Origin of the sequence: Fictibacillus sp. Mic-4 (assembly GCF_049843615.1) — a bacterium.
Taxonomy (GTDB): domain Bacteria; phylum Bacillota; class Bacilli; order Bacillales; family Fictibacillaceae; genus Fictibacillus_A; species Fictibacillus_A gelatini.
The window spans coordinates 1-25185 of sequence record NZ_JBBHZM010000027.1; the positions used below are offsets into that span (position 1 = coordinate 1).

Below are 25185 nucleotides of genomic sequence, written 5' to 3' on the forward strand. Positions count from 1 at the left end.
AACATGCCTAAAGGACATAGTGGGAGTACTATATGTTGTCCAAAAAATGTTGATAATAGGCATTTTATAAAAACGTTAAAGGTGCCTTTATGAAGGAACATTGATTGAACAGAGGTTCTCCAGCTTCTATGAAAGAAGTGAAGCAAGTTTAAAGATAGGCGTAAACTTCAAACAAAAAAATTAAAAAATGACTTGTCAAAAATGCTAAGCAATGATATGATAACTCTTGTCGTGAAAAAATGACAAATTCAATTATTACATAATTGATTTGAGCCGTTAGCTCAGTCACGAGCAAATCATCACGAAAAAGCTTCGAGTTGTCTCGACACAGCTTGCAGCGAAGCAATACAAGTAGAGGAAGAGACAGGGTAACCGAGTGAGCGTCTTCCTTGAATTACTTCTTTGAGCCATTAGCTCAGTCGGTAGAGCATCTGACTTTTAATCAGAGGGTCGAAGGTTCGAGTCCTTCATGGCTCACCATTCAATGGATCCGTGGTGTAGTGGTTAACATGCCTGCCTGTCACGCAGGAGATCGCCGGTTCGATCCCGGTCGGGTCCGCCATTTACTATATTTAAACTTGAACACTTGAAATTAATATTGGCTCGATAGCTCAGTCACGAGCATTACTTCGTGAATAAGCGGCGAGTTGTCTCGACGGATCCACTTCTTTGATACTCTTGTAGAGGAAGAGACAGGTTCCGACGGACAGTTAAATCATCTTGGCTCGATAGCTCAGTCGGTAGAGCAACGAGCAACACATCATGAATAACTGCGAGTTGTCCCGACGCAGCCGGCTACAAAGCAAAAGCTAGTAGAGGAAGGGACAGAGGACTTTGTAAGGACCTTTAAATTACTAAAAAGCGCCTTTTAATATTGGCTCGATAGCTCAGTCGGTAGAGCAGAGGACTGAAAATCCTCGTGTCGGCGGTTCGATTCCGTCTCGAGCCACCATTTTACTTTTCAATACCTTCATAGTTACATTTGGCAGAGCATGCTGGATCTATCCAGTATGCTCTTTTGTATAATCTAAATCTTTGTCGAAATTGAGAGTTTTATCCATTAGGGAGAAAGGTGTTTTGTATGATAAAATAGAATTGTATTAAAATGCAATTTTATAACAATCAGACAGATAGATAAAAATAAATGTAGAGTTTCCAAAAGGGGGAAGCTTTTGTGGAAAAAAAGATATTGGTTGTCGATGATGAAAAACCGATTGCAGATATTATACAGTTCAATCTTGAAAAAGAAGGGTTCAATGTCATTTGTGCCCATGACGGGGTCGATGCCCTTGAAAAGGTCGAGAACGAGAAGCCGGATATGATCTTGCTTGATATTATGCTTCCGTTAAAAGACGGAATGGAAGTGTGCCGGGAAGTTCGCAAAAAATATGATATGCCGATCATCATGTTGACGGCAAAAGACTCTGAGATTGATAAAGTGCTCGGGCTTGAACTCGGAGCGGACGATTATGTGACGAAACCATTCAGCACGCGCGAACTGATCGCCCGGGTCAAAGCCAACTTAAGAAGACAGCAACAGGAAGTGGAACGCGAGGACGATGACAGCAACGAAATTTCGATCGGATCTCTCACCATCCACCCGGATGCCTACCTTGTTACAAAGAGGGGCGAAACGATTGAATTGACGCATCGCGAATTTGAGCTGCTTTACTATCTTGCTAAACATATCGGGCAAGTGATGACACGGGAGCACTTGCTCCAAACCGTATGGGGCTATGATTATTTCGGCGATGTGCGCACCGTTGACGTCACTGTCCGCCGTCTCCGTGAAAAAGTCGAAGACAACCCAAGCCATCCGCTATGGATCATTACAAGACGCGGCGTCGGGTATTATTTGCGAAATCCTGATCAGGAGTAGATAAATGAATAAAGTTGGATTTTTTAGATCAATACATGTCAAATTTGTATTGATCTATGTTTTGCTTATTTTAATAGCGATGCAAGTCATTAGCGTATACTTCACCCAAAGGCTCGAGCGGGATCTATATACGAATTTCAGAAATTCAACGAATTCCCGTTTAGAGCAATTGGAGTTTTTTATTGAGCAAAAAATGACAGAAGATCAAAAGGATAAAGAGGAAAGCAAAGAAACTCCGACAACGCTTGAAAAAGACATTAACCAGCTCTTAGAAGAGTTTAAAAGCGGCGTCAACAACATCCAGGTCTTGAATAAAGATGGGATCGTGATCGGAAGCAATAAAGAAAGCCTGATCGGGCAATACAGCACGAACAGTAAAATCAAGCTTGCCCTTCAAGGCACGGAAGACCCGGACGAAATGTATGATCCAAAGAACAATGAGCGGGTGTACGTGACGGCAAAACCGATCAAAATCGGCAAGGATGGCAAAACGATCGGGGCCATTTACATCGAAATGCCGATTGAAGATATTTATAAACAAATTCGAAACATCAATCAAATTTTGACGACGGGGACGGTTATCGCCTTAGTCATCACCGCCCTTCTCGGCATATTCCTTGCAAGGACAATTACCCGGCCGATGGCGGATATGCGTAAGCAGGCGCTAGTGATGGCCCGGGGCGACTTTTCGCGAAAGGTGCAAGTATATGGCGACGATGAAATTGGCCAGCTTGCGATGACATTTAATGATCTCACCACCCGCCTTCAAGATGCGACCGCCATTACCGAAGGCGAACGAAGAAAGCTAAAGTCCGTTTTAACGTATATGACCGACGGTGTTATTGCGACCGACCAGGACGGACACGTCATTCTCATGAACAACCGGGCGGAAGAAATGTTGAACGTCTCACGCCAGCATGCCCTCGGTACATCATTGGTTGATTTGCTCCGAATTAATGATCAGTACACTTGGGAAGAACTGTTTAATGAATATGAAACGATGCTGCTCGATTTAAGCACGGAAGATATGCATTATGTGCTTCGGGCTAATTTCTCGATCGTCCAGAAAGAAGGCGGACCAGCCAATGGCTTAATTACAGTGCTTCATGATGTGACCGAACAGGAACAAATTGAAAATGAACGGCGGGAATTTGTCTTTAACGTCTCGCACGAACTGAGAACACCGTTGACGACAATGAAAAGCTATCTTGAGGCGCTTGCAGATGGAGCGTGGCGGGATGAAACGATCGCACCGCGCTTTTTAGAAGTGACTCAAAATGAAACCGAGCGGATGATCAGGCTTGTCACTGATCTCTTGCAGTTGTCAAAAATGGACAGCAAGGATTACCGTTTTGATTTTATCCAGGTTGAATTGGTTCAATTTCTTAGCGACATCATTGATCGGTTTGAAATGCTCCAGCACGAACATATTCAATTCGTCCGCAACTTGCCTGAACGTAAAATTATGGTTCAAATCGACCCTGATAAAATGACCCAGGTGCTCGATAATGTCATTTCCAATGCCATTAAATATTCACCAGAAGGCGGTACGATTACGTTTGACGTGTCGCTTAAAGGACGAAAAATTAAAGTCAGCATATCCGACCAGGGGGTAGGAATTCCGAAAAACAACGTGTCGAAAATATTTGACCGTTTCTACCGTGTCGACCGGGCCCGCTCAAGGGATCTTGGCGGCACAGGATTAGGCCTTGCGATCGCCAGGGAAATTGTGCAAGTGCATGGCGGCGAAATTTGGGCTGAAAGCGAGTGGGGACAAGGAACAACCATTCATTTTACCCTGCCTTTGAAAAAAGTGAAGGAGGGTTAGAGCTATGTCAGGCTTGAATTTTTTTCATTCATTCAAAAACGTTGTAAAAAAAATCTATAAAAACAGGGAAAACATTAAATCCGTTCTCCTTACTGTGTTGATTTTACTCAGTTTGATTTTGACATGGACACTCTGGACGTATAAGCCGAATTATGGAGTTCTTGAAAATCCACGGACATTAAAACAACTCGAAGTGCCAGATGTGAAAACCGTTACTGACGTCATTCAGCCGAGCCAAATTTTAAAACATACCGGAGACAAAATTTTAGGTGTGGTCGGCAACGAGAAATTTGAACGAAAAGCGGTCAGCCAATTAAAAAACACACGGTTTTATGATCCGCAAATTAAGACGTTTGACCCGGATGATACTAGAGATTTTAAAAACGGCGAATACATCGAGATGGTATTCCCGGCAAATATGCCGCCTGATGTGTACAGCCAAATTTTTAATTTATCCGGAAATGGCAATTATTCGTTGGATGATGTGGACAGAGTTTATTTTTATACGACCAAAACGAATGAAATCAGGGCATGGCTCGTCTCTTATCCGAAAAAGCAAAAGATTGTTGCCCGAACGAGTTTTGCCTACGAAGATTTTAAAAAGGCAATGAATGAGGCACATCTTGTACCCTTTACAAAGTTCGATGATGCCAGGCTGAACAATAAAAATGAAGAAGTAATTAACCGGCGCTTTTATTTTCCCACTGAACATGTTACGTTCGCGTCGTATAGCTTTTATACACCGCCGGTTAAAGATGAAACGATCGAAAGGTATAAAAAAGCGCTGTTTAAAGATCAAATGTCAATTAAAAGCTCAAGCCGGAATTCGCGTGAATATTACACCGATGATAAATCAGAGATGGACATTTTCAACAATCGCTTAACCTATACGAATTTTGCTTTAGATACAGGCGAAGGCGATGTAAACGTAATGGATCATAAAAGCGTCCTGTTTGACAGCGTCAATTTCGTCAATACCCATGCGGGATGGGGCGGTTCTTATTTTCTTTCGAGCTTATCGGACAATGAAGCGACTTTCCATTTGGAGATGAAAGGTCTTCCTGTTCTCAGCCCGGAAATGGAATTGCGCCTGTCGCGGGAAAATAATGAAATTAATAAATACAGCCGGTCGTTGCTGAAGATGACGGAGCTTGTGAATAAAAGTAAAAAAGGCCAATCGATCGAGTCAGCAAAAGAAGTTATTTCCCGGCTAAAAAACGAATACGATTTAACGCTCGTAGAAGATGTAAGGATTGGATATGAAATGAGCCAGGTAAATGGACAAGTTTGCACGCTTGAGCCAAAATGGTTTATACGCGAGGGCGATGAGTGGCAGCCTTTGTTTGTGAAAGATGAGTAGCCGGGAGGAGATGTATAAGTGGATTGGAAACGAACGAAAACGATTTTTATCCTTACCTTTCTTGTCCTCAACCTCTTTCTTGGCTATCAGCTTTATATGAAAGTGAACAAAAATAAGCTTCAAAACCTTGTAGAACAACCGCTAGAAAAGAAATTGGCGGACAAGCATATTTCGTACAAAGGGACAATTCCTGCATACGATCAAAAAGAGACATTGATCAGCGGCCAGCGCTATACGTTCACAACGGATGAAGTGAAGGAGCTCAAGGCGAAAGATATTCTTGTAGACGATACGGATGAAGGCAATACCCTCGTCTTTGAATTAAAGAAGCCACTGGGGCTTGCGAAAAGTAATGAGAAGAAAATAGATGAACTAGAAAGCTTTATAAAAGATCATAGTTCAAGAGGCGACGAATACGAGTTTTTTAAATTTGATAAAGAAGACAATGTCGTATGGTTCTCACAAATGTACCAGGACAAGCAAATTTTTGTCGATACAAATCCTATGGTTGGAACAAACGCTGTGGCGGAAAAGAACACGGCTGAGCAACCAAGTGGTACAATAAAATGTGAGCTAGATGAGAAAGGAAATCTCATTCGCTTTACCCAGACGTACATTAGTGTGATGAGACAGGGCGCGCCCCAGGAAATCATTTCACCGAAAAAGGCACTCGGCCGGCTCCTTAATACGAATCATTTAGTAAAAGGAGACTCCATTCAGCATATCGTCCTCGGGTATTATAGCCTTGCCAACGTGGAAGATGTGCAGGTATATGCCCCGACATGGTCGATTGAAACGGAAGATGCCCATTATTTAGTGAATGCGATTGATAGCTCGGTACAGAAGTTAGAGGGAAAACAATAGAGAGGGATGTAATCATGGCTTTGCAGTTTAGCGTGCTTGCGAGCGGAAGCACGGGGAACGCGATTTATGTAGAATCGGAAAATACCCGCCTGTTAGTCGATGTCGGTCTAAGTGCGAAACAAATGAATCTATTATTCGAAAAGGCGGGCTGCGGCGGGTTGGATCAGCTTGACGGGATCTTAATCACCCATGAGCATAGCGACCATATTAAAGGTCTCGGCGTCGTTGCCCGCAAATATAAACTCCCGATTTATGCAAACGCCAAAACGTGGAAAGCAATGGACGGGTTAATTGGTGAAGTCGCATCTGAACAAAAATTCGAATTCGAAATGGATTCGGTAAAAACATTCGGGGACATCGATGTCGAGTCATTCGGTGTTTCTCACGATGCGGCTGAGCCGATGTTTTATATTTTTCACCACGAAGGAAAAAAGCTGACGTTAATGACAGACACGGGTTATGTCAGCGACCGGATGAAAGGCTCCATTAAGGGGAGTGACGCGTTTGTGATTGAAGCCAATCACGATATCAACATGTTGATGATGGGACGGTATCCGTGGAACATTAAACGCCGGATTTTGAGCGATCATGGCCATATATCGAATGAAGATTGTGGACATGCACTTTGCGACGTGATCGGCGACCGAACGAAACGGATCTATTTAGCCCATCTGAGCAAAGACAACAACATGAAGGATATTGCCCACCTTTCCGTAAAACAAACGCTGGAGAGTAAAGGGTTCGTAATTGGCGAAGAGCTTCAGTTATATCATACCGATGCAAGCGTACCGACAGAGCTTGTAAAACTTTAATACTTAACTTTAAAAAGCCTTGGAGAATAAGCCCTTCTCTTCGGCTTTTTAGTTTAATCTCCCCCAATTAGGGAATAACAATAGATGTGGAAATATGTAAAAAAACACCCATATTTTAAGCGTTGGAAATGATTTTTATTATAATGGTGACACAAGGATAAATCGCATATTTTTCAGAAAGGGGTACAATATATGGGCTATTATGATGGATATGAACCAGGCCCTGATGACCAACGGGGCAGAGGAAGAAGGAAAAGCGTGTTTTTCCCGGCATTGGCCGGTGCCATTGTCGGTGCTTTAATTATGTTAATCTGCTTGCCGATCCTGAGCAATGCCGGGCTTTTGCCGGATTATTTCAACAACCAGGAAACGGATCAGGCGGCGGTTGATAAAGGGCCGACAAAATCCGTTAATGTTAATGTCACAAGCAATGTGACCGATGCAGTCGCAAAAGCGCAGGATGCTGTAGTCGAAGTAACAAACATCCAGAAAGGCAACTTCTGGGATCAAGAAAATAAACAAGTTGGCATTGGTTCAGGCGTCATTTATAAAAAAGCGGGCGGCAAAGCTTACATCGTCACGAACAATCACGTGGTCGAAGATGCAAATCAGCTTGAGGTCACGTTAAGCAATAAAAAGAAAGTGCCTGCAAAACTTCTTGGCGCGGATGTTTGGACAGACCTGGCCGTTATTGAAATTAACGGGAAATATGTAGATAAGGTTGCCCAATTCGGCAGCTCGAAAAACTTGAAGCCAGGCGAGCCGGCTATTGCGATCGGCAACCCGCTTGGACGATTTACCGGTTCCGTAACTGAGGGCGTCGTTTCAAGCGTAGACCGGACGATTCCTGTTGATATTAATGATGACAACCAGCCGGACTGGCAGGCGGAAGTCATTCAAACCGATGCTTCCATTAACCCGGGCAACAGCGGCGGTGCGCTATTAAATATCGCTGGACAAGTGATCGGCATTAACTCAAGCAAATGGACAGGTGAAGCGGTTGAAGGAATTGGCTTTGCGATTCCATCCGATTTAGCCCGACCAATTATTGCGGATCTCGAGCAATTCGGTGAAGTGAAACGTCCATTCCTTGGCGTAACATCTGTTGACCTGTCACAAATCAGCGACTACCATCGCCACCAAACATTGAAGCTTTCCGATAAAGTAACGGACGGCGTTGTCGTGACAAGCGTGGAAGGGCCGGCGAAAGAGGCAGGATTGAAGGAACTTGACGTCATTACCGAGCTGAATGGCGAGAAAATCAAATCGCAAATTGAACTTCGCCAGTTCTTATACAACAAAGCACATATTGGTGATAAGATTAAAGTGACTTACTATCGTGCCGGACATAAAGAAACAACAACCGTAAAACTTGGAAAACAGCAACCACAATTATCATAGGAAAACAGGAGGGGGAACCTTCCTGTTTTTTTGATCTTTAAGGTCATAGCTCGGCAACGATTGAAATTTAGAATATAATAAAACGTAGAATAGAAATTGTGGATAAGTGAGGGAATTGAATTTTGATTAAATTTTGTTGTCATACACATGTGGATATTGCAATGGAAGAAATTATTGATGAATGTGAAGTCGCTCCTGTTGTAGAGTTATTAACAGAAAACGATAAGTTATCAACAAGCTGTTCATATTGCGAAGAAACACCCGTATATAAAGTATCGAACGAATGATCCGCCACAAAATGTGGACAGTGTCTGTGTATATGTGGATAAGTGTTGTGAATAAGTTGTTTGTAAAGGAGTCATCCACCTGTGAATATCTTAATTGTCTCGGTTGGAAAACTGAAAGAAAAATATTTAAAGATGGGAATTGACGAATATTTAAAGCGGCTCGGGCCGTATGCGAAAGTGGAAGTCATTGAAGTAGCCGACGAAAAGGCGCCGGAAAACTTAAGCGAACAAGAAATGGAGCAAGTAAAGCAAGCGGAAGGCGATAAGATCCTGGCGAAGATCCCGCAAGACGCGCACGTCATCGCCATGGCGATCGAAGGAAAGATGAAATCATCCGAAGAACTCGCCCGCGGCCTCGACCAGCTCGCCACCTACGGCAAAAGCAAGGTTGCGTTTGTGATTGGGGGTTCTCTCGGCCTGAGCAGCCACGTCATGAAACGAGCAAACGAAAAGCTTTCCTTCGGAAAGATTACATATCCCCACCAGTTGATGAAACTCGTGTTGGTCGAGCAGATTTACCGGGCGTTTCGGATTATGAGGGGGGAACCGTATCATAAGTGAATGGGGTTTTTTCTTTAGCAAAAATAGTCGAAAAGAGTATCTTCAAAAGTAGGAATTCTTTTTCCATAATTTTAACTGAATAAATTAGGTTGACATGCTATCACTAATAAGTGAAATATAATCACCCTTAACAATACTTAATAATGGGAAGTTTTTATTTTTATAATTCTTGTAAGAAATAGATCTATTCTTTTAATGAAACTTATTAAATATGTGATTTTTTATTAAGTGTCATGTTAAATTTGTATAAAAGATTTTGAAATGGTGTACTAACCTATGAAAGGAGTGTATTCCATGATTAAACCTAATTGGAACATTTTTAAAGCAAAGTTTAGTGAGAACCCACAGAATAACTTTGAATGGCTATGTTACCTTTTATTTTGCGTAGAGTTTGGAAAAGAGTTTGGTATTTTTAGGTATAAAAATCAATCTGGGATTGAGACCAATCCAGTTTATGTAGATAAAGAAGTTATAGGATGGCAAGCAAAGTTTTATGAAACAACTTTGTCGGATCATAAAGGTGATTTAATAATTACCTTAATAAAAAGCAAAAGAGACTATTCAGATTTAACAAAAATTATTTTCTATACAAATCAAGAATGGGGGCAAAGTCATAATCCTGATAATCCTGGACAAAACGATCCCCAAGCAAAAGTTGATATTGAAAGTAAGGCTAAGGAGCTTGGTCTCCAAATTGAATGGAGGACAGCAAGTTTCTTTGAGTCACCGTTTGTTACCATAAAAAATGAGTTAATTGTTCAACATTTCTTTAGTTTTGAAAAGAGTATTGTTCAACTCTTATCGGAAAAACAATCCCATGCCGAGTCTATTTTAGAGGATATTCAAACATCTATAAACTTCCATGGGAAGAAAATAGAAATAAATAGAAACGCTCTTCTTGAAAGGATTATTAGTGAAATCGAAAATGAACAAGTTTTGATGGTAACTGGTGCAGGTGGAGTTGGAAAAACGGCAGTTATCAAAAGGCTATACGAAGATCAAAAGACAAATACCCCTTTTTATATTTTTAAGGCGAGTGAGTTCGAAATAAATAATGTAAATAATTTGTTCGGCGTTTATAGTTTTCAGGATTTTATTGAAGCTCATAACGAGGAAGAGAAAAAGTTAGTCGTAATTGATTCAGCTGAAAAGTTGTTAGATTTAGAAAACACAGACCCATTCAAAGAATTTGTCTTTGTTTTAATAAAAAATAAATGGAAAATTATATTTACAGCCAGAAGTAATTATTTGTCCGATTTGGACATGCAGTTTATTGACCAGTACCAAGTTAAACCTATCAAATTTTATATTGAAACCCTGAGCGTGGAAGAACTGATAGGCTGCTCTCAAGCTTATAATTTTAACTTGCCAACCGACACGAAGCTGTTGGAGTTACTCAGAAACCCTTTTTATTTAAACGAATTTTTAAGATTTTATAATAATGACGAAGTAATTGATTATCAAAATTTTAAAGAGAAACTATGGAATAGGTTAATAAAAAAATCCAAGCCAATCAGAGAGCAATGTTTTATAGAGTTTGCTTTTCAAAGAGCAAGTGAAGGTCAATTTTTTATTTCTCCTAATTTTAATGAATGGACCATTATTAATTCCTTGGTGCAGGATGGTATCCTAGGATATGAAACAGCAGGATACTTTATTACCCATGATATTTACGAAGAGTGGGCTTTGGAAAAAAAAATCGAATCTGAATTTATCAGGCAAGAAAATTACCATGATTTCTTCAAGAAAATTGGGGAATCTCTGCCTATACGGCGAAGTTTCAGAAAATGGGTGTCTGATAAGCTCTTAACTGAAGATGATTCCATTAAGAATTTTATAGAAGAAGTAATTGAAGATGAAAACATTCCTTATTTTTGGAAAGATGAAGTTTTGGTATCAGTGTTACTGTCAGCTTATTCGGATCACTTTATTAATTTATTTGAGGAAAAGTTACTTGAGAATAATCAAGAATTATTAAAAAGAGTAACATTTTTATTAAGAATAGCGTGTAAAGAAGTTGATGAAGATTTTTTAAAAGAAGTAGGATTGGATAAGTATTCCATATCTTATATGCAGTACATATTTACCAAACCAAAAGGAAAATGATGGAAAAGTATAATTAAACTAATTTACAAATCTAAAGACGAATTTACGCTAGAAAAACTTAACTTTATTTTACCAATAATAAATGAATGGAATAATAAATTTAAAAATGGAGAAACGACAAAGTTATCAGCTTTAATTGCCTTAAAATATTATCAAGAAATTGTTAAGGAAGACATTTACCTTTCAGAAGGAGAAGATATCGAGGAGAAACTTATTCAAACAATTTTATATGGAGCTGCAGAAATAAAGGAGGAACTTTCTGCAATTTTTGATGAAGTAATTAAAAATAAGTGGAGGAATTATAGAGATCCTTATTATAAGTTAGTAAATGCTATCTTATCGAAAGTAGGAGAAAATCAGATGGTTCTTAAGTCTCTTCCTAATTATGTATTAAGACTAGCAGATTTATACTGGTTTAATCCTCAGGAAAAACGTCACCCATTTCATTATAGTGTTGGCGTCGAAGATGATTTCTGTATAGACGAGAATCATGGGGATTATTATCCTCCAAGTGCATTTCAAACACCCATTTATTGGTTGCTCCAATATTCACTTAAAGAAACCGTTGATTTCTTACTTAGATTTATAAATAAAACAGTTGAATGCTATGTAAAATCGGATTTAGATAAATCGGAAGTTAAAGAAGTAGAAGTTGTTACCGACTCCCATGTAGTAAAACAATATATAAGTAACAGACTTTGGAACACATATAGGGGCACCCAGGTTTCACCTAATGTTTTTCAATCTCTTCATATGGCGTTAGAAAGGTTCCTTCTTGAAACAGCAATAAATACTAACTCTAAAATACTTGAAAGTAATCTTCTATATTTAATCAAAAACTCAAATTCTACTTCGGTAACAGCAATAGTGGTAAGTGTAGTTTTAGCCCACCCCGAAAAAACTTTTAATGTTGCCAAGGTTTTATTTAAAACAAAAGAATTCTTTCTTTATGACACTAGCAGAATGATACTGGATCACTCAGCAAAAAGTCAGTTCTTGATTGGAGCTGGATTGATAACTGAAAATAAAATTCATGAAGAAGAAAGAATTAAGTCGTGTGATGATAGCCATAGAAAAAAATCACTTGAGCATCTGGCTCTAATGTATCAATTTTTTAAGGGTGAAGGTGTAACTGATGAGGAAGTAGAAGACAGGCAAAAGTTTATTTGGGCAATTTTTGATCAGTATTATAAGGAATTTACAGACCCCCCCAGGGATGACGATAATACTTGGAGACTTTTCCTTGCTCGAATGGATAGGAGAAAAATGAATCCTACTTTTGAAGTAGTGGATGAAGGATTGCAAATAAATTTCAATCCTGAGATCGATCAAAGCTTAAAGGAGTTTAGTGACAAATCTCACCAGGAAGTTTCTGAAGCATTGAAATATACATCATTAAAACTGTGGGCTGACTATAAAGTTAAAAATGATGAGAGGTACAAAGAATTTACTCAATATGAAGAGAACCCAAAACAGGCATTAAAGGAAGTTATGGAAATTCTTGAAAACTTAAAAAAGAATGATGTTGAATTTCACCTTTTCAATAAGGCGATCCCTGCTCATGTTTGCACTGTTTTAGTACGGGATTATTTTGAGGAACTTTCAAAATCTGATAAAGAACTTTGTAAAGAGGTAATATTGACATTTGCTTCCTCCTCTTTCAGGCCGAATTATTTATATCAGATATGGGATGGTGTTGAATCAACAATTTCTGTACTGCCTATTTTATTAAAGAAGTTTCCTGAAGAAAAAGAATATATAAAAGTCATCCTGTTGTTAACTTTGTTCGATTCTCATCCAATAGGAATGTATGCCGAATTTTCAGATTACTCAGCGAATACCATACTTAATAATTTATGGAGCATTAGTTTTGCTGATGCACAATCTCTACTCATTGGATTTTTATATTTGAAACCGAAGTATGAAGCAATGCGAGAGATATTGAGACAACAAAATTATAAACAAAATAAATACAAACTGTATGAGAATGAGTTAATTGAAAAATTTGTAGGGGAGTATGAAAAAGATATAGAAAAGGTTATATCGAATTCGATAACTTTAGATGACATAAAAGATCTAAAATATTTAAATTTAAGCATCTTAAGAACAGCGTTTCAATTGATTCCCCTAAAGAGCTTTGATGAGTCCCATAAAATAATTACTCAATCCATCATATCTGTTTTTGCAGAGAAATTGTTATCTGATGATAAAGAGGAAAAAATTGATTATCAAGTGAGCCATGGTTTCTTGAGGAAACTATCCAGGATTGTTCTAGCTTCCCAAAAGGATAAGGTTCCTGTGTTTTTATACCCATTTATTGAAGGTTTTAATAACACTGATTCTATGGCATATTTATTTCAAGAATTCATCATTGCCGAAGATAAGCTAAAAACTTATGAAAACTTTTGGTTAGTATGGGACTTGTTTTATGATAAAGTCGCTGAGTTATGTAAGGGTGAAAGTTACGGTTATTATAATCAAAAAATAATCAAGAGTTATCTCTTTGCTGAGACACCTTGGAATGAAAATGTTTCTGAATGGCATGCATTTAAAGATAATAATATAAGGTTTTTAAGTAAAGTTGCAAAAAATATGGGAGAATCTCCAACCGTTTTATATTCAATAGCAAAATTACTAAATGGAATTGGGCAAAAGTATCTTAATAATGGGATCTCTTGGATTACAAAGATCTTGATTGAATACGAAAATATATGGACAAAGCATTTAGAGGTCAATACTATTTATCATTTAGAAAACTTGGTGAAAAGTTATATTTATAAGAATCGTGAAAAGATAAGAAAAGAAACAAAATTAAAACAAGAAGTTCTCGTTATATTGGACTTTTTAGTTGAGAAAGGATCAGCTGCTGGATATATGTTAAGAGAGAACGTTTTATAATAACTCTTAGCATTTGAATATTAATTTTTAGAAAGGGATTGAAATTTCTGTAAGTCTCTAATGGTAATAGCACCATCTTGATTTAGTAGAGAGGTGCTGTTTTATAATTTGGGTCATTAAATGAACATTTGTTGCATAAACTATTGTTTAACTGTTGGCCTTATAATGGTTGATTGTTACTTCAATCTAATAAGATTATTTTATATAAAATAGTAAAACCTCATTAGACATTTCACGGTGAACCGTATCATAATTAAATGAGGTTTTTTTTACCAAACTAAACCCTTTAATTAAAAACTATCTATCTTAATGGTTAGGGGTAATGAAAACATCATTTGCAAATGTTTAAATGTTGTTTCAAAAAGATGCTTAAGGAATTAAATTTCCCAAAGGCGGTCAATAATTTAAGCCATGTAGTTTTATCACTACATGGCTTTTTTAAAATCATTACCTTTAGATTGGGACGGCGAGCCTTGTCATAAGTAGGTGGGGTTAATAAAAAATATAATTTAAAATAACACCCTTATATCACATACAAATGCATTACAAGGGTGTTGTACGTTGTATTAATTTTTTAAATTTATTTAAAAACAACTTGTTTAGAGTTTAATAAGTTTACTAAAGAATTTAGAACTTCTTGTTCAGATTTCTCTAAGGCGCATTTAAATGAAAGATTTTTTACAAACTCTCGAATACTTTTTGAAGAATTTGATCGTTCATCATTAGTAATATAATTTAAATTTTCTTTGAAAGATAAAGCTCTATAAACCGTATTCAATGCTTCAATATTTTTTGGTGGATCCTGGTAATTATTTATCAAAGCAATTTTGGTAGTAATTGTTGCTAGGGTATACCAAACGTGCATGTATGAATAATTTGATTCATAATTATTAGGAAAAGTGTTTTCTATCTTTCTTAAAGCTACTTGAGCATAGTCTTTAGCTTTATTTAGTTCTGTAATATTATTTAACCAAGACAAACTTTTAGCTCTTTGATGAGGAAAATGGTAGTTATCTGCAAGAATATCTTCCAAATTCGAATAAATTTTTTGTATCAATTGAAGAGAACCTTTGTTTGTTTTTGGAAAAATATCATTAATATCATCAAATTTAATAAATTTTCCTATCTCTTCCCGGGCTTTCTTTGGGTATGGTCGATAATGATATATTATTAGCTCCACAATTCTTTTGTAGGATTTTGCTATTAAATCTTGATTATTCCTATCCAATGCAAATTTCCCTAAATTGTGTAGAATCCATATTCTGGAGTTGCAAATCAGCTTTATACCAGCATGATCATCTTTATTTTTTTCTAGTTTTAATGTCTGATAAAAATGTGCAACTGGTGATATATCTTCAATAAATGAATGCACTATTTTATCTAATCGGTATTTTTCAATTTCTGCATAACTTAAACGGTATCTTGTAGCCAGCAATATTAACAAAATTAATTTTGCTTCATCAACATCCATTTTTTCAATATTTTTCAACATGATAGTTACATTCTGACTGGTTAATATTTCATATACATTATCTAATAAAGTTGGGGTATATGTCTTAATCTGGTTCTTACGTTTATTAAATTTCATATTTTTGTGAAGTTTAAATTCAGGAATTACACACGAGATTAATTTTTCATTAATCCTTTTAGTTTCTTCTAAAGTTAATGTGTTACTAATTGTATTAACTCTTATATATTCCTTGAAATATTGATCATTAATTAAAAGTTCGATTTGATATAAAAATTCATCAGATGAATCAACAGCTATTACAAATCTAATATTTTTATTAATTAAGTTTTCAACATTAGACTTTAATATTTTCCAACATTCAAAATCGATTACACCTGTATCCAAAAATACAGTTATATTTTTTTCATTTAATAGTGACTTTAAAAATGCTGTATTAATTCTATTTCCGGAAGAAATAAAGATAATATTATTATTGTGATGCATCTCTGCTAAACTTAGTAATGCACTAGTTTTCCCAGAGTATCTGTGTCCCTGGATTATTATCAGGTTTTTGGAAAAGAAGTTTTTTTGGAGATTTTCTTCAGTATTAAACAAATCTCTATTAATTAAAAAGTAAGGCAAATGAATTTCTTTATTTTCAATATTATTAAAGTACTGGTTTGAGTTAATAAAGAATTGAAGATTTTTTTCTTTATTTTGATGTCCTTTATCAGTCCTAATAAATTTAGGATTCATAAATAAACTCATCTCATCGCTAGAATGTTTTGTTGATTCATTATCCATTTTTTGTAACAATGAATAAAAATCATTGTAATCGGATACTTTAATTATTGTATCTACACCAAACTTTTTTAATTTTTGAATTTTTATTTTAGAATTTTCTATTTCTGAAGAAGTAACATAATATGTATTTTTTAAATCTGTGTTATAGTTACCACTTTTTAAATTTAATTGATACAGGATATCTAATTCGTCATCTAAACTACATCCTAAATAAAGTACACAGTTAGATTTAATATCACTTATAAGTCTACTCAATAACTCCCTATTTTCTTGTAAACTCTGTAAATATGAACTTGTAGATAATATACATTTTTGATTATGTTTTATATATTCTCTAGCGTCTCCATGTAGCTTATATAGGTGAGTTTTTTCTGCTTTATTCTCTTCGTAAAACTCCGAAATTTCTTTAAATGGATGAATAACTTCTATATTTTTATGATTATTTTCAATAGCATCGTCTATATTTAATGTATATATATGTGACCAATTAAGGTTAATGAATTGCCGCTGATATTGACTTAGAACTACATCAGTAAAATAATCATTAAGATATTTTTTAATTTCCCTATCTTCGCAATTTTCAAAATAGGTTTCTGATAACTCTCTAAAATTATAATTTTGAATCAAATTGAAATCTGATTCATTTAAAGTTACCTTCAAGGAATTTTTCATATGGTTAATCATTTCTTTTGCGTTAGGTACTTTTCCTACTTTAGCCTGAGACCCTCTAGAAAAACCTGCACCTAATATTGGGATTAAGGAATTTTTTTTATGGTATTTAATTAGTTCTTCATATAAATCACTATCATGGATATTTAGTACTCTCATATTGCCACTCCTCAATAAAAGGTTTTTCATAATTATACCATCTGTTCATGGTCTTGGTAATCTAAAAATTGAAAACCTCATTTACTACCCCCGAAAAATTGACCGAAATGGCCAATTGGCTGCTTTTTCTCGGTAAGGATATCAAGGTCAGGGAATTGCCAAACGAAGTCTTAGAAGCTTTGCAAGAGAGATTATGCTTATTCAGTCCATAAGCAATGCCGGTTAAAATCCAAAACATGTTGAGCCTGATTTAATTTCCGGGCACTTATTTCTCTACATGGCCGCATTTATTCGTCCAATCGCGGCACTTATTCGTCTAAAAAGCCTTTTTATTCGTCTAAGTGACCAATTTATTCGTCAAAATCAACCACTTATTCGTCGATTTGGACCGTTTATTCGTCTGGTTCCTCCCCAAAAAAACATCACCCCTCAGCTTCGAGCCAATTATAGTTGAATGGCCAGAGCGAAGACAGTTCGCGTCTCCTTTCGCGTCGTCTTTCCACTCTGAATAGGCCGTATAACGTGCCGTAAAAGTATTGGACAAAGGTTGTCTTGATTTTCTTTCGCTTATATTGCCAGACGGTTGTTTTAAAGGCTTTGATTACTGTAGCTACCATGAGTTCAAGCGGCGAGTTAAACTCAAATTGGTGATAGGCGAGCCTTGCTTTTTTCCAGAAAGTATAGATGTTCGTCGCTTCCGGGAAAAAGGGTTTCACGCAATTCACAAACGCTTCCGGAATATAGTCAGGCAAGTACGTCTCATCAAGCTCCGTCAAAGATGGCGCCTTCTCCTTACGTATGTATTCGTTTTTTATAGTTTTTATTGAATTAGTTTCTAAAAAAGAAGTAGTTTCCGGCTCCGATTTTGCCTCTGTTTCGCTTATAGGACATGGGATTTCGGGAGTTGGCCGATCCTTCATGTTCTCCTCAAGCGGTGCGTCATAGCGATGGAAAACAAAAACATTATGGGCATACCCGCCCTTTTGACGGAGCGCATGATGAACAGATAAAATGCCTAATTTTTTCGCTTTGCGGAGCATACGTTCGAAAGTGGAGCGGGAAATGCCGCCTTTTTCTTTATGGGATGCGGAAACAAGCGTGCCAATTTTCGCATTGCACACGCCAATCACTTTTACGCTATACTTTGTCAGCTGATGAAACGCGATCAACTCGCTTTTTGAAAACGCCGTTCGATGGTCATCAAGAAACCGCCAAATATGCTCGTTAAATTCCTTCACCGTTTTAAACTCGCTTAATAGTTGATATTTTTCAATGTATCCGGACTTCATCGCCATCTTCCTCCCTATATAATTTCTCAACCTATAAATAAAGTTTTAGGAAGAAAAAGAGGCATCGTTCGATAGATTCTTGTAGACGTACTTCCAACTATTTACTGGCCTTTGAATCGCTGAAAAACTATCAAAGTATTTAAATTTGTAAATATTAGTGATACACTAGAATTAGGGTAATTGATACAGAAAAGGTGTATGACTAGTTGAGCCCTGTCTTGCTGTTAGACTTAAGCAGGAGCGCCTACATCCTTTCTGCAAATCTAAAGGTAGAAGGACGGACGGTAAACATGAGTAACAGACAAACTGAAACAGACGTTATCTTAATTGGTGCCGGAGTCATGAGCGCGACTTTGGGATCATTATTGAAAGAGTTAGCACCAGAGTGGGAAATCAAAGTATTTGAGAAACTCGCAAACCCGGGAGAAGAAAGCTCTAACGAATGGAATAATGCGGGTACGGGTCATGCTGCACTATGCGAACTTAACTACACCGTCGAAAAGCCGGACGGATCTATAGACGTTAGCAAAGCGATAAAAATCAATGAACAGTTTCAGCTTTCAAGACAGTTTTGGTCTTATCTTGTAAATAGCAATCTTATAAAGAGCCCGCAGGACTTTATTATGCCATTGCCTCATTTAAGTTTAGTGCAAGGGGAAAAAAATGTAGAGTTTTTGAAAAAACGATTTGAAGCGCTTTCGCAAAATCCACTGTTTCAAGGAATGGAATTTTCCAATGATCCGAAAAAATTAAAGGAATGGATTCCGCTCATTATGGAAGGACGCACATCCAATGAACCGATTGCAGCAACAAAAATCGATTCTGGAACGGACGTCAACTTCGGCGCTTTAACACGCATGTTATTTGACCATTTAAAAAATCAAAACGTTGAAATCAACTACAACTATCAAGTGAAAGATATTAAGCGCACGAGCGGTGGATTATGGGAAGTAAAAGTGCAAAACGCTAACGGCCATCTCGAATACCATACTGCAAAATTCGTCTTTATTGGTGCCGGTGGCGGCAGCCTGCCGTTACTTCAAAAAACGGGTATTCCTGAAAGCAAGCATATTGGAGGATTCCCGGTTAGCGGACTATTTTTAGTATGTAACAATGAAGAGGTTGTTAACCAGCATCATGCAAAAGTATACGGCAAAGCTGCAGTCGGGGCTCCGCCAATGTCTGTTCCGCATCTTGACACAAGATACATTGATAATAAAAAATCATTGTTATTTGGGCCGTTTGCCGGCTTCTCGCCAAAGTTCTTAAAAACGGGTTCAAACATGGATTTATTAAGTTCTGTAAAGCCAAGTAATGTCCTTACGATGTTAGCGGCTGGTGTGAAAAATATCCCATTAACAAAATACTTGATCCAGCAGCTGATGTTATCGAAAGAACAACGCATTGAGGAATTAAGGGAATTTGTTCCGAATGCTAAAAGCGAAGATTGGGATATTGTCGTAGCAGGCCAACGTGTACAAGTTATTAAAGATACAGAAGCAGGAAAAGGCACGCTCCAATTTGGCACGGAAGTCATTACCGGGGCGAATGGCACAATTGCTGCATTGCTCGGCGCTTCTCCGGGTGCTTCTACGGCTGTTCACGTCATGCTTGAAGTCATCGAAAAATGCTTCCCGCAACATATGAAAGAGTGGGAATCAAAAATTAAAGAAATGATACCTTCTTACGGCGTTCGACTTGCGGAAAATCCAGAGCTTTTCCGTGAAATTCATGCTTCCACAGCGAAGACGCTCGGCCTGAACGAAACCTTGCCGGTAGAAACAGAACACGATGCACGTGTAACGGCGAACTTTTAATGTTGCCTTTTGTAAAAATAGATCGATCGTATAACTCCATGTGTAAACATGGGGTTTTTTTTCACAAAAAAGCCGGAAAGGGGGATTGCCTCTTTCCGGGTTAAAATGCCTTTTTACTTTGAACGTTTTGGACGGGTTTGCTGATAAGGAAATGTTTTTTATAAACGTCGTTTTTACGGGTTTTAGCTGTTGATTGAATATAGGTTTTATGGACATAGGGTGAAGTCATGGCAGAAAGCAGTGCCCCATAGTTCATGGAGAAGCGCACTTCATCTCCCGGCTTGAGGACGGTGCTCTTTGTATCGACGATGATATGGTCGCTGCTTGATCCGAGAACCTCAAATGGAAGATCGGGGGTAAGTCCCGAGACCAGTACGTCTTGCCGCCCCGCACCAAGGATGGCCCTTCTCCGATTTCCACACTCTTTAAAGGAAACGAGTTCACCAAATGCATTTCTTCCAACATTACCGGCAGGAACGGATGGTTTCATTTTCGATTCAATCACTTCTGCAATAAAATGAAATGCATCAAGATGTAAAGAAGGAATGGCATCGCCCTCTGTCGTCTCACGGCCTAAAAAAATCGATTCTCCCAGTCGGATATGATTAACGGCTCCTCTGTTTTTCGTTTTTATGAGCCAATTGTAGTTGGCGGAATTGCCTCCCGAAACATAGGGAAGATTGAGGGAGAACTGCTCCTTTATTCTTTGAACGAAGCGGGAAAATTGGTTCATTTTTTGTTCCGTCGGTACAGCTCCTGCAAAACAGGCAAAATTAGTGCCGATTCCGACAATTTCAACACCGGAATAGTTGAGCACTTCACGGATGAAGTCAGGAGCATCTTTTAAAAGAACGCCTTCCCGCAAATCGCCCATTTCGACCATGATGATCATTTTGTGCCGTTTCCCTTGTCTCACTGCTTCTGCCGACAGCGCCCGAATGACATCAATTTCCGTATTCATGCTAATATCAGCGTATTGGACGACGTTTTCAATTTCGCTCATAAGAGGTGTGCGCAGTAATAGCAAGGTGGCGTTTAAATCAGCTTTTTTCAATTTTTCGAGGTTGGTAATTTTTGAATCAGCAAGACTCGCCAGCCCGCTTTCAACTAAAGCCTTCGCTATTTTACAGTCGGCAGCTACCCCTTTTACAACCCCGGTAATTTCGATTCCTTTCTTCCCATATATCGTTTTTAACATTTTTGCATTATGCTTTATTTTTTCAAGGTTGATTTCAACTCTCGGAGACCGAACCATCAGGATACAACTGCCTTCTTTAAGGAAGGGAAGAAATCGATGATCGATTCAATCACTTTTTCACTGCCTGTTTTTAAGACGTCGGTGACCGGGAGACGGTATGTTTTCTCATATTCATTGATCGTCGCTATGACCTCTTCGTCTGTCATATTTTCATGGTTAAGTGTAATCGCGATGACCTTTGTATTTCCATAATGTTCAATCAGGCTAATTTCATCCTTCACGTCTGGCATTTGGACAAAAGGAAAATCCCCTAAAACTTTTCTTTTCGGAGGATGCTGCAGGATAACGGCGTGTGGCCTTGCCCCTTTTAAAATAGCACACGAGCTGGCATACGCCGGATGGCTTAGCGCGCCTTGCCCTTCCACAATAATAATGTCAGGCTGCTCGGTGTTGTTGGCCCGGAGGATTTCCCGCTCCAGCTCGCCAATCAAATATTGCAAAGGAAAAGCGTCCATCGCAAATCCGTAGGAAGCCCCTTGAATGAGCCCCGTTTGGCCGGTTGCGATGAAAGCTGTTTTGTATCCTCTGTCTATGAGCCCTTTTTCAAGAACTTTTGCCGTTGTCCGTTTGCCGCAAGCTCCATCTGTCCCCAGTACAGTAATAATAGGCGTTGTAATGTTTAAAATTTCTCCAGTAAAGAGAGTCCACTCTTTTTTAGGCTTCGGTTTGCGGATATCATGAATGGTTACGCCGTATTGTCTTGCATAGCTCATCATTTCATCATCATCTGTCAAAAATTCCTGGAGAGGGTTGATAATGTTCATCCCAGCTTCCATCGCCTGGATGATGACTTTTCTTTCCGCCATTTTTAAAAAGGCATCAGCCGGTGCAATGCCAAGAATAAAGTCATCCGGCGTTTCTGTTGAATAAAGAACGGCTTCCTCCAGGTCTTTGCATATTGGAATTCCATTGAACTTATTGTCCAGGTAGGATCCGGCGTCCTGCCCGTGTTTCGTGCTGTCAATTACGGCAGTGATGACATAATTCCCCGGGTCGCGGATGAGCCCATTCGCTGTCTTCCCGTCCATAGAACCAAATTGATTTTCACAATAAATGATTGCCGACTTTTTCATCGTTATCCCTCCATTTACGTGTGAAATTTTGCTCAATGATAAAAAGAACACCTAATGGCTTTCTAGTAGTAGAGTGACGGGTCGTCATGTACTAAAGAAAAATAGCTGTTCATTAAGAAGTTATATGGATTTGGGCGGGACTGCGAAATGTGGGGATTCATGATGTAGTCTTCCAAAAATAATTATAAATAGGAGTGTCTGAAAAGGAAAGCAATTTACTTTCGGTTCTGTTTAAATGCATGCTTTCCGTGGAACGATCTGGACCGTCCATGCGGTTGAACCAGGAGCTAGCGCTGAAATCGTTGAGTTGCTAACAATAAGGAGAACGGATACACTATAGCTACTGAAACATTTAGTAAACAGGTAAATGAACAATGACCAGAACGATAGTAGAGAAACTCAACTTAACGAATAATTAAAACGAATATAAGGTGTTTGATCGTATTGGAAATTAAACAATTAGAGTCTTTTCTTGAAGTTACGCGTACCGGCAATTTTACGACTGCAGCTGAAAATTTGTTCATAACGCAGCCTGCCCTCAGCAGGATCATTAAATCTTTAGAGGACGAACTTGGCACTCCACTGTTCATAAGGACAAGAAAAAAGCTCGTCTTAACAGATGCAGGCCGCATTTTAAAAAAGCATGCTTTAAAAATTGTGAATCAGCTCCAACAATTGGATGCGGAACTTGATAAACTGTTCATGCTTAAAAATAGGCATGTGCGCATCGGTCTTCCCACCATTACTAGCACTATTTTTTTCTCAGAGCTCATCGCGTCCTTCCATCAAGAATTTCCAGAGGTGACATTTCAATTAGAAGAAGGCGGGACAAAGCGGACGGAAGAGAAGGTGCTCAATGATTCATTGGATTTCGGAGTTGTCGTTCTTTCTGAAAAAAATGATAACCTCGACAGTTTTATGTTTGTCCATGAAAAATTAAAGCTCGTAGTTCCCTCATCCCATCCCCTTGCAGGGAAAAAGGAAGTGTCATTGCAAGAATTGAAAGAAGAGGGCTTTATCATGTTCAACCGGAATTTTGAGTTGAGGAACCTTATCATCAATGCTTGCAAAGAAGCCGGCTTTCAACCGAAAATCATTTCGGAAACCTCTCAATTAGAATTTATTCAAGATATGGTTGCTTATAATATTGGCATCACTTTGCTGCCAGAAAGCACATGTTTGGAACTGGAGGATGCGTTTCAAACGGTGACCGTTACCCATCCGGCAATCGAATGGAATCTGGCCATGATTTGGAGAAAAGACGCAAATTTATCCCAGGTGGAGAAGGAGTTTATTCGATTTGCAAAAGTAAAGCTTCAGGCAGCAAATCCCTATCCAGATTGATGTACGATAGAAGGCTTTCCCTTTTAAGGGAAGGCCTTTTGATTTTGTTTTGGATAAAGAGCGCTTACATGCGGTTTTGTTATGAAAGGCATGTGGGATTGGCATTGTATTATTCCAATCAAGTTACCTTATAATTCACTTGTGAAAATTTTAATGCAGATGCAATGGCAAATGCATTTTATATAAAAGGTGATCATGATGGAAGCAAAAAAAGTGAAGGAAACACGCGTTGTTCAAACCGACCAGGTACTTACCAATGATTTGAACAACTACCATACATTATTTGGCGGAGTCTTAATGAAAAAGATGGATGCATGTGCAACGCTTTCCGCCCGCAGGCATTCACGGGTGAAGGAATGTGTCACGGCATCGACAGACTCTGTTAATTTCCTTGAACCGATCCGGGTGAGCGATTCGGTTTGCATTGAATCATTTGTCAGCTATACAGGCAAAAAGTCAATGGAGATTTTCTGCAAGGTGATTGCAGAAGATCTTGAAACCGGGGAACGGAGAATTGCAGCGACAGCATTTTTAACGTTTGTTCCCCTCGATCAAAATAAAAGGCCGCTACCGGTAGCACCTGTTATTCCGGAAACGGAGGAAGAAAAATATCTGTACGAAACGGGGAAAGAACGCGAGCGGATTCGCAAGTTGAAAAGACAGCAAAATAAAGAGCTTGTGTCCAAACTTTCACTAAAAAAACCATGGGATTAATACGAATTAAAAGGAGAGATTGAGCATGCTGATCGCATCAAGTTACGATGAATTGAAAAATGCACAATTGGCGATTGAGAAATTAAATGCAACAAAGCCATCCATTCATAAGAAATTTTTAAATGTTATTCGTCTGACTCGCCAATTACAGTTTGGATACCAATTTATGGGGTCTTTATTAATGGATGAAGAGCCGGGCAAATTTCAGCCGAGGTGCCAGGATGATTATGTGTTGTCGATCTATCGCCAGGAAATCGAAAAGTTAAAGACAGATGAGAGATTCTCGGAATTAAAACAATTGCTCGACTCGTATAAACAAATTAGTTACGCAAATATTAGCAAGCTGGCATTAGGGGAGGAACCAGCGGCATTGGTTGGTCCAACTGTCATCCATTAATAGACGAGGGAACGAATAATACTCATAAAAAATAGTTTTATAGAATCTTGACAATCTTTGCATCAATTGATAAGGTTATAAAAAATATTTCTTATCCAGAGAGGTGGAGGGACTGGCCTTATGAAACCTCAGCAACAGGTCTGCTTTTAGACACTGTGCTAATTCCAGCGGGTGATGATCCTGATAGATAAGAGCATACGTTTTTTATTTGTCAG

At 38.3% G+C, this 25185-nt stretch carries 18 protein-coding genes, 3 tRNA genes, 1 pseudogene and 1 riboswitch; of the genes and pseudogenes, 18 read left to right on the top strand and 4 right to left on the bottom strand.

What is annotated here, in order from left to right:
- Nucleotides 1–404: 404 nt before the first annotated feature.
- The 13 genes from WD019_RS15780 to WD019_RS15840 all read left to right on the top strand — a co-directional run bounded on the left by WD019_RS15780 (nucleotide 405) and on the right by WD019_RS15840 (nucleotide 13996).
- Nucleotides 405–480: transfer RNA gene (locus WD019_RS15780), tRNA-Lys, on the top strand.
- A 6-nt stretch (nucleotides 481–486) separates the two neighbouring features.
- Nucleotides 487–562, top strand: a tRNA-Asp gene (locus tag WD019_RS15785).
- A 314-nt stretch (nucleotides 563–876) separates the two neighbouring features.
- A tRNA-Phe gene (locus WD019_RS15790) sits at nucleotides 877–952 on the top strand.
- 222 nt (nucleotides 953–1174) lie between these two features.
- Nucleotides 1175–1879, top strand: a complete 705-nt coding sequence (gene yycF / locus WD019_RS15795; protein WP_026678503.1) for a response regulator YycF — start codon at nucleotides 1175–1177, stop codon at nucleotides 1877–1879.
- A gap of 4 nt (nucleotides 1880–1883) precedes the next feature.
- On the top strand, nucleotides 1884–3707 hold the full coding sequence (walK, locus tag WD019_RS15800) for a cell wall metabolism sensor histidine kinase WalK (RefSeq protein ID WP_026678504.1): 1824 nt from the start codon (nucleotides 1884–1886) through the stop codon (nucleotides 3705–3707).
- Between the two features lie 4 nt (nucleotides 3708–3711).
- Nucleotides 3712–5067: a YycH family regulatory protein gene (locus tag WD019_RS15805; RefSeq protein WP_425712117.1), complete on the top strand. Its 1356-nt coding sequence runs from the start codon at nucleotides 3712–3714 to the stop codon at nucleotides 5065–5067.
- 18 nt (nucleotides 5068–5085) lie between these two features.
- Nucleotides 5086–5931 carry a two-component system regulatory protein YycI gene (locus WD019_RS15810; protein WP_026678506.1) on the top strand — a complete coding sequence of 282 codons (846 nt, stop codon included), beginning with the start codon at nucleotides 5086–5088 and terminating at the stop codon, nucleotides 5929–5931.
- 14 nt (nucleotides 5932–5945) lie between these two features.
- Nucleotides 5946–6743, top strand: coding sequence for an MBL fold metallo-hydrolase (locus WD019_RS15815; protein WP_026678507.1), 798 nt, complete (start codon nucleotides 5946–5948; stop codon nucleotides 6741–6743).
- 192 nt (nucleotides 6744–6935) lie between these two features.
- Nucleotides 6936–8144, top strand: coding sequence for a S1C family serine protease (locus WD019_RS15820; RefSeq protein WP_026678508.1), 1209 nt, complete (start codon nucleotides 6936–6938; stop codon nucleotides 8142–8144).
- 122 nt (nucleotides 8145–8266) lie between these two features.
- Nucleotides 8267–8431: a CxxH/CxxC protein gene (locus WD019_RS15825; RefSeq protein WP_425712118.1), complete on the top strand. Its 165-nt coding sequence runs from the start codon at nucleotides 8267–8269 to the stop codon at nucleotides 8429–8431.
- Between the two features lie 81 nt (nucleotides 8432–8512).
- Nucleotides 8513–8992: a 23S rRNA (pseudouridine(1915)-N(3))-methyltransferase RlmH gene (gene rlmH, locus WD019_RS15830; RefSeq protein ID WP_425712119.1), complete on the top strand. Its 480-nt coding sequence runs from the start codon at nucleotides 8513–8515 to the stop codon at nucleotides 8990–8992.
- A gap of 294 nt (nucleotides 8993–9286) precedes the next feature.
- Entirely contained in the window at nucleotides 9287–11098 is a 1812-nt protein-coding gene (locus tag WD019_RS15835) for a hypothetical protein (protein ID WP_425712120.1), read from the top strand.
- 360 nt (nucleotides 11099–11458) lie between these two features.
- Entirely contained in the window at nucleotides 11459–13996 is a 2538-nt protein-coding gene (locus WD019_RS15840) for a hypothetical protein (RefSeq protein WP_425712121.1), read from the top strand.
- 580 nt (nucleotides 13997–14576) lie between these two features.
- Here the strand turns inward: WD019_RS15840 and WD019_RS15845 are convergent.
- Nucleotides 14577–17078 (bottom strand): SIR2 family protein, encoded by a 2502-nt coding sequence (locus tag WD019_RS15845; protein ID WP_425712122.1) that lies wholly within the window; start codon nucleotides 17076–17078, stop codon nucleotides 14577–14579.
- A gap of 92 nt (nucleotides 17079–17170) precedes the next feature.
- Between WD019_RS15845 and WD019_RS15850 the strand changes: the two are divergent.
- Nucleotides 17171–17290, top strand: a pseudogene (locus tag WD019_RS15850) (helix-turn-helix transcriptional regulator); the annotation flags it as partial.
- A 210-nt stretch (nucleotides 17291–17500) separates the two neighbouring features.
- Here WD019_RS15850 and WD019_RS15855 read toward each other — a convergent pair.
- Nucleotides 17501–18367, bottom strand: coding sequence for a hypothetical protein (locus tag WD019_RS15855; RefSeq protein WP_425712123.1), 867 nt, complete (start codon nucleotides 18365–18367; stop codon nucleotides 17501–17503).
- A gap of 248 nt (nucleotides 18368–18615) precedes the next feature.
- On the opposite strand from WD019_RS15855, the gene WD019_RS15860 reads away from it, so the two are divergent.
- On the top strand, nucleotides 18616–20184 hold the full coding sequence (locus WD019_RS15860) for a malate:quinone oxidoreductase (RefSeq protein WP_425712145.1): 1569 nt from the start codon (nucleotides 18616–18618) through the stop codon (nucleotides 20182–20184).
- 100 nt (nucleotides 20185–20284) lie between these two features.
- On the opposite strand, the gene WD019_RS15865 is transcribed toward WD019_RS15860, so the two are convergent.
- Nucleotides 20285–21439: an alanine/ornithine racemase family PLP-dependent enzyme gene (locus tag WD019_RS15865; RefSeq protein ID WP_425712124.1), complete on the bottom strand. Its 1155-nt coding sequence runs from the start codon at nucleotides 21437–21439 to the stop codon at nucleotides 20285–20287.
- Nucleotides 21439–22515: a DUF1611 domain-containing protein gene (locus tag WD019_RS15870; protein ID WP_425712125.1), complete on the bottom strand. Its 1077-nt coding sequence runs from the start codon at nucleotides 22513–22515 to the stop codon at nucleotides 21439–21441. Before WD019_RS15870 ends, WD019_RS15865 begins: the two co-directional genes overlap by 1 nt.
- A gap of 444 nt (nucleotides 22516–22959) precedes the next feature.
- Between WD019_RS15870 and WD019_RS15875 the strand changes: the two genes are divergently transcribed.
- From WD019_RS15875 to WD019_RS15885, 3 genes are all read left to right on the top strand, one after another.
- Complete coding sequence (locus WD019_RS15875; RefSeq protein ID WP_425712126.1) at nucleotides 22960–23859, top strand: LysR family transcriptional regulator; 900 nt, start codon at nucleotides 22960–22962, stop codon at nucleotides 23857–23859.
- Between the two features lie 198 nt (nucleotides 23860–24057).
- A complete protein-coding gene (locus tag WD019_RS15880; protein WP_425712146.1) occupies nucleotides 24058–24573 on the top strand; it encodes an acyl-CoA thioesterase in 516 nt (171 codons plus the stop codon).
- Between the two features lie 25 nt (nucleotides 24574–24598).
- A complete protein-coding gene (locus WD019_RS15885; protein ID WP_425712127.1) occupies nucleotides 24599–24970 on the top strand; it encodes a hypothetical protein in 372 nt (123 codons plus the stop codon).
- Between the two features lie 88 nt (nucleotides 24971–25058).
- A riboswitch (SAM riboswitch) is annotated at nucleotides 25059–25164 on the top strand.
- The last annotated feature ends 21 nt before the right edge of the window (nucleotides 25165–25185 follow it).

Bases quoted from the DNA above. Each gene is read 5' to 3' on its own strand.
- walK (WP_026678504.1), top strand. From the start codon at position 1,884: ATGAATAAAGTTGGATTTTTTAGATCAATACATGTCAAATTTGTATTG.
- WD019_RS15805 (WP_425712117.1), top strand. From the start codon at position 3,712: ATGTCAGGCTTGAATTTTTTTCATTCATTCAAAAACGTTGTAAAAAAA.
- WD019_RS15815 (WP_026678507.1), top strand. From the start codon at position 5,946: ATGGCTTTGCAGTTTAGCGTGCTTGCGAGCGGAAGCACGGGGAACGCG.
- WD019_RS15820 (WP_026678508.1), top strand. From the start codon at position 6,936: ATGGGCTATTATGATGGATATGAACCAGGCCCTGATGACCAACGGGGC.
- WD019_RS15835 (WP_425712120.1), top strand. From the start codon at position 9,287: ATGATTAAACCTAATTGGAACATTTTTAAAGCAAAGTTTAGTGAGAAC.
- WD019_RS15840 (WP_425712121.1), top strand. From the start codon at position 11,459: ATGGTTCTTAAGTCTCTTCCTAATTATGTATTAAGACTAGCAGATTTA.
- WD019_RS15845 (WP_425712122.1), bottom strand. From the start codon at position 17,078: ATGAGAGTACTAAATATCCATGATAGTGATTTATATGAAGAACTAATT.
- WD019_RS15855 (WP_425712123.1), bottom strand. From the start codon at position 18,367: ATGAAGTCCGGATACATTGAAAAATATCAACTATTAAGCGAGTTTAAA.
- WD019_RS15865 (WP_425712124.1), bottom strand. From the start codon at position 21,439: ATGGTTCGGTCTCCGAGAGTTGAAATCAACCTTGAAAAAATAAAGCAT.
- WD019_RS15870 (WP_425712125.1), bottom strand. From the start codon at position 22,515: ATGAAAAAGTCGGCAATCATTTATTGTGAAAATCAATTTGGTTCTATG.
- WD019_RS15880 (WP_425712146.1), top strand. From the start codon at position 24,058: ATGGAAGCAAAAAAAGTGAAGGAAACACGCGTTGTTCAAACCGACCAG.
- WD019_RS15885 (WP_425712127.1), top strand. From the start codon at position 24,599: ATGCTGATCGCATCAAGTTACGATGAATTGAAAAATGCACAATTGGCG.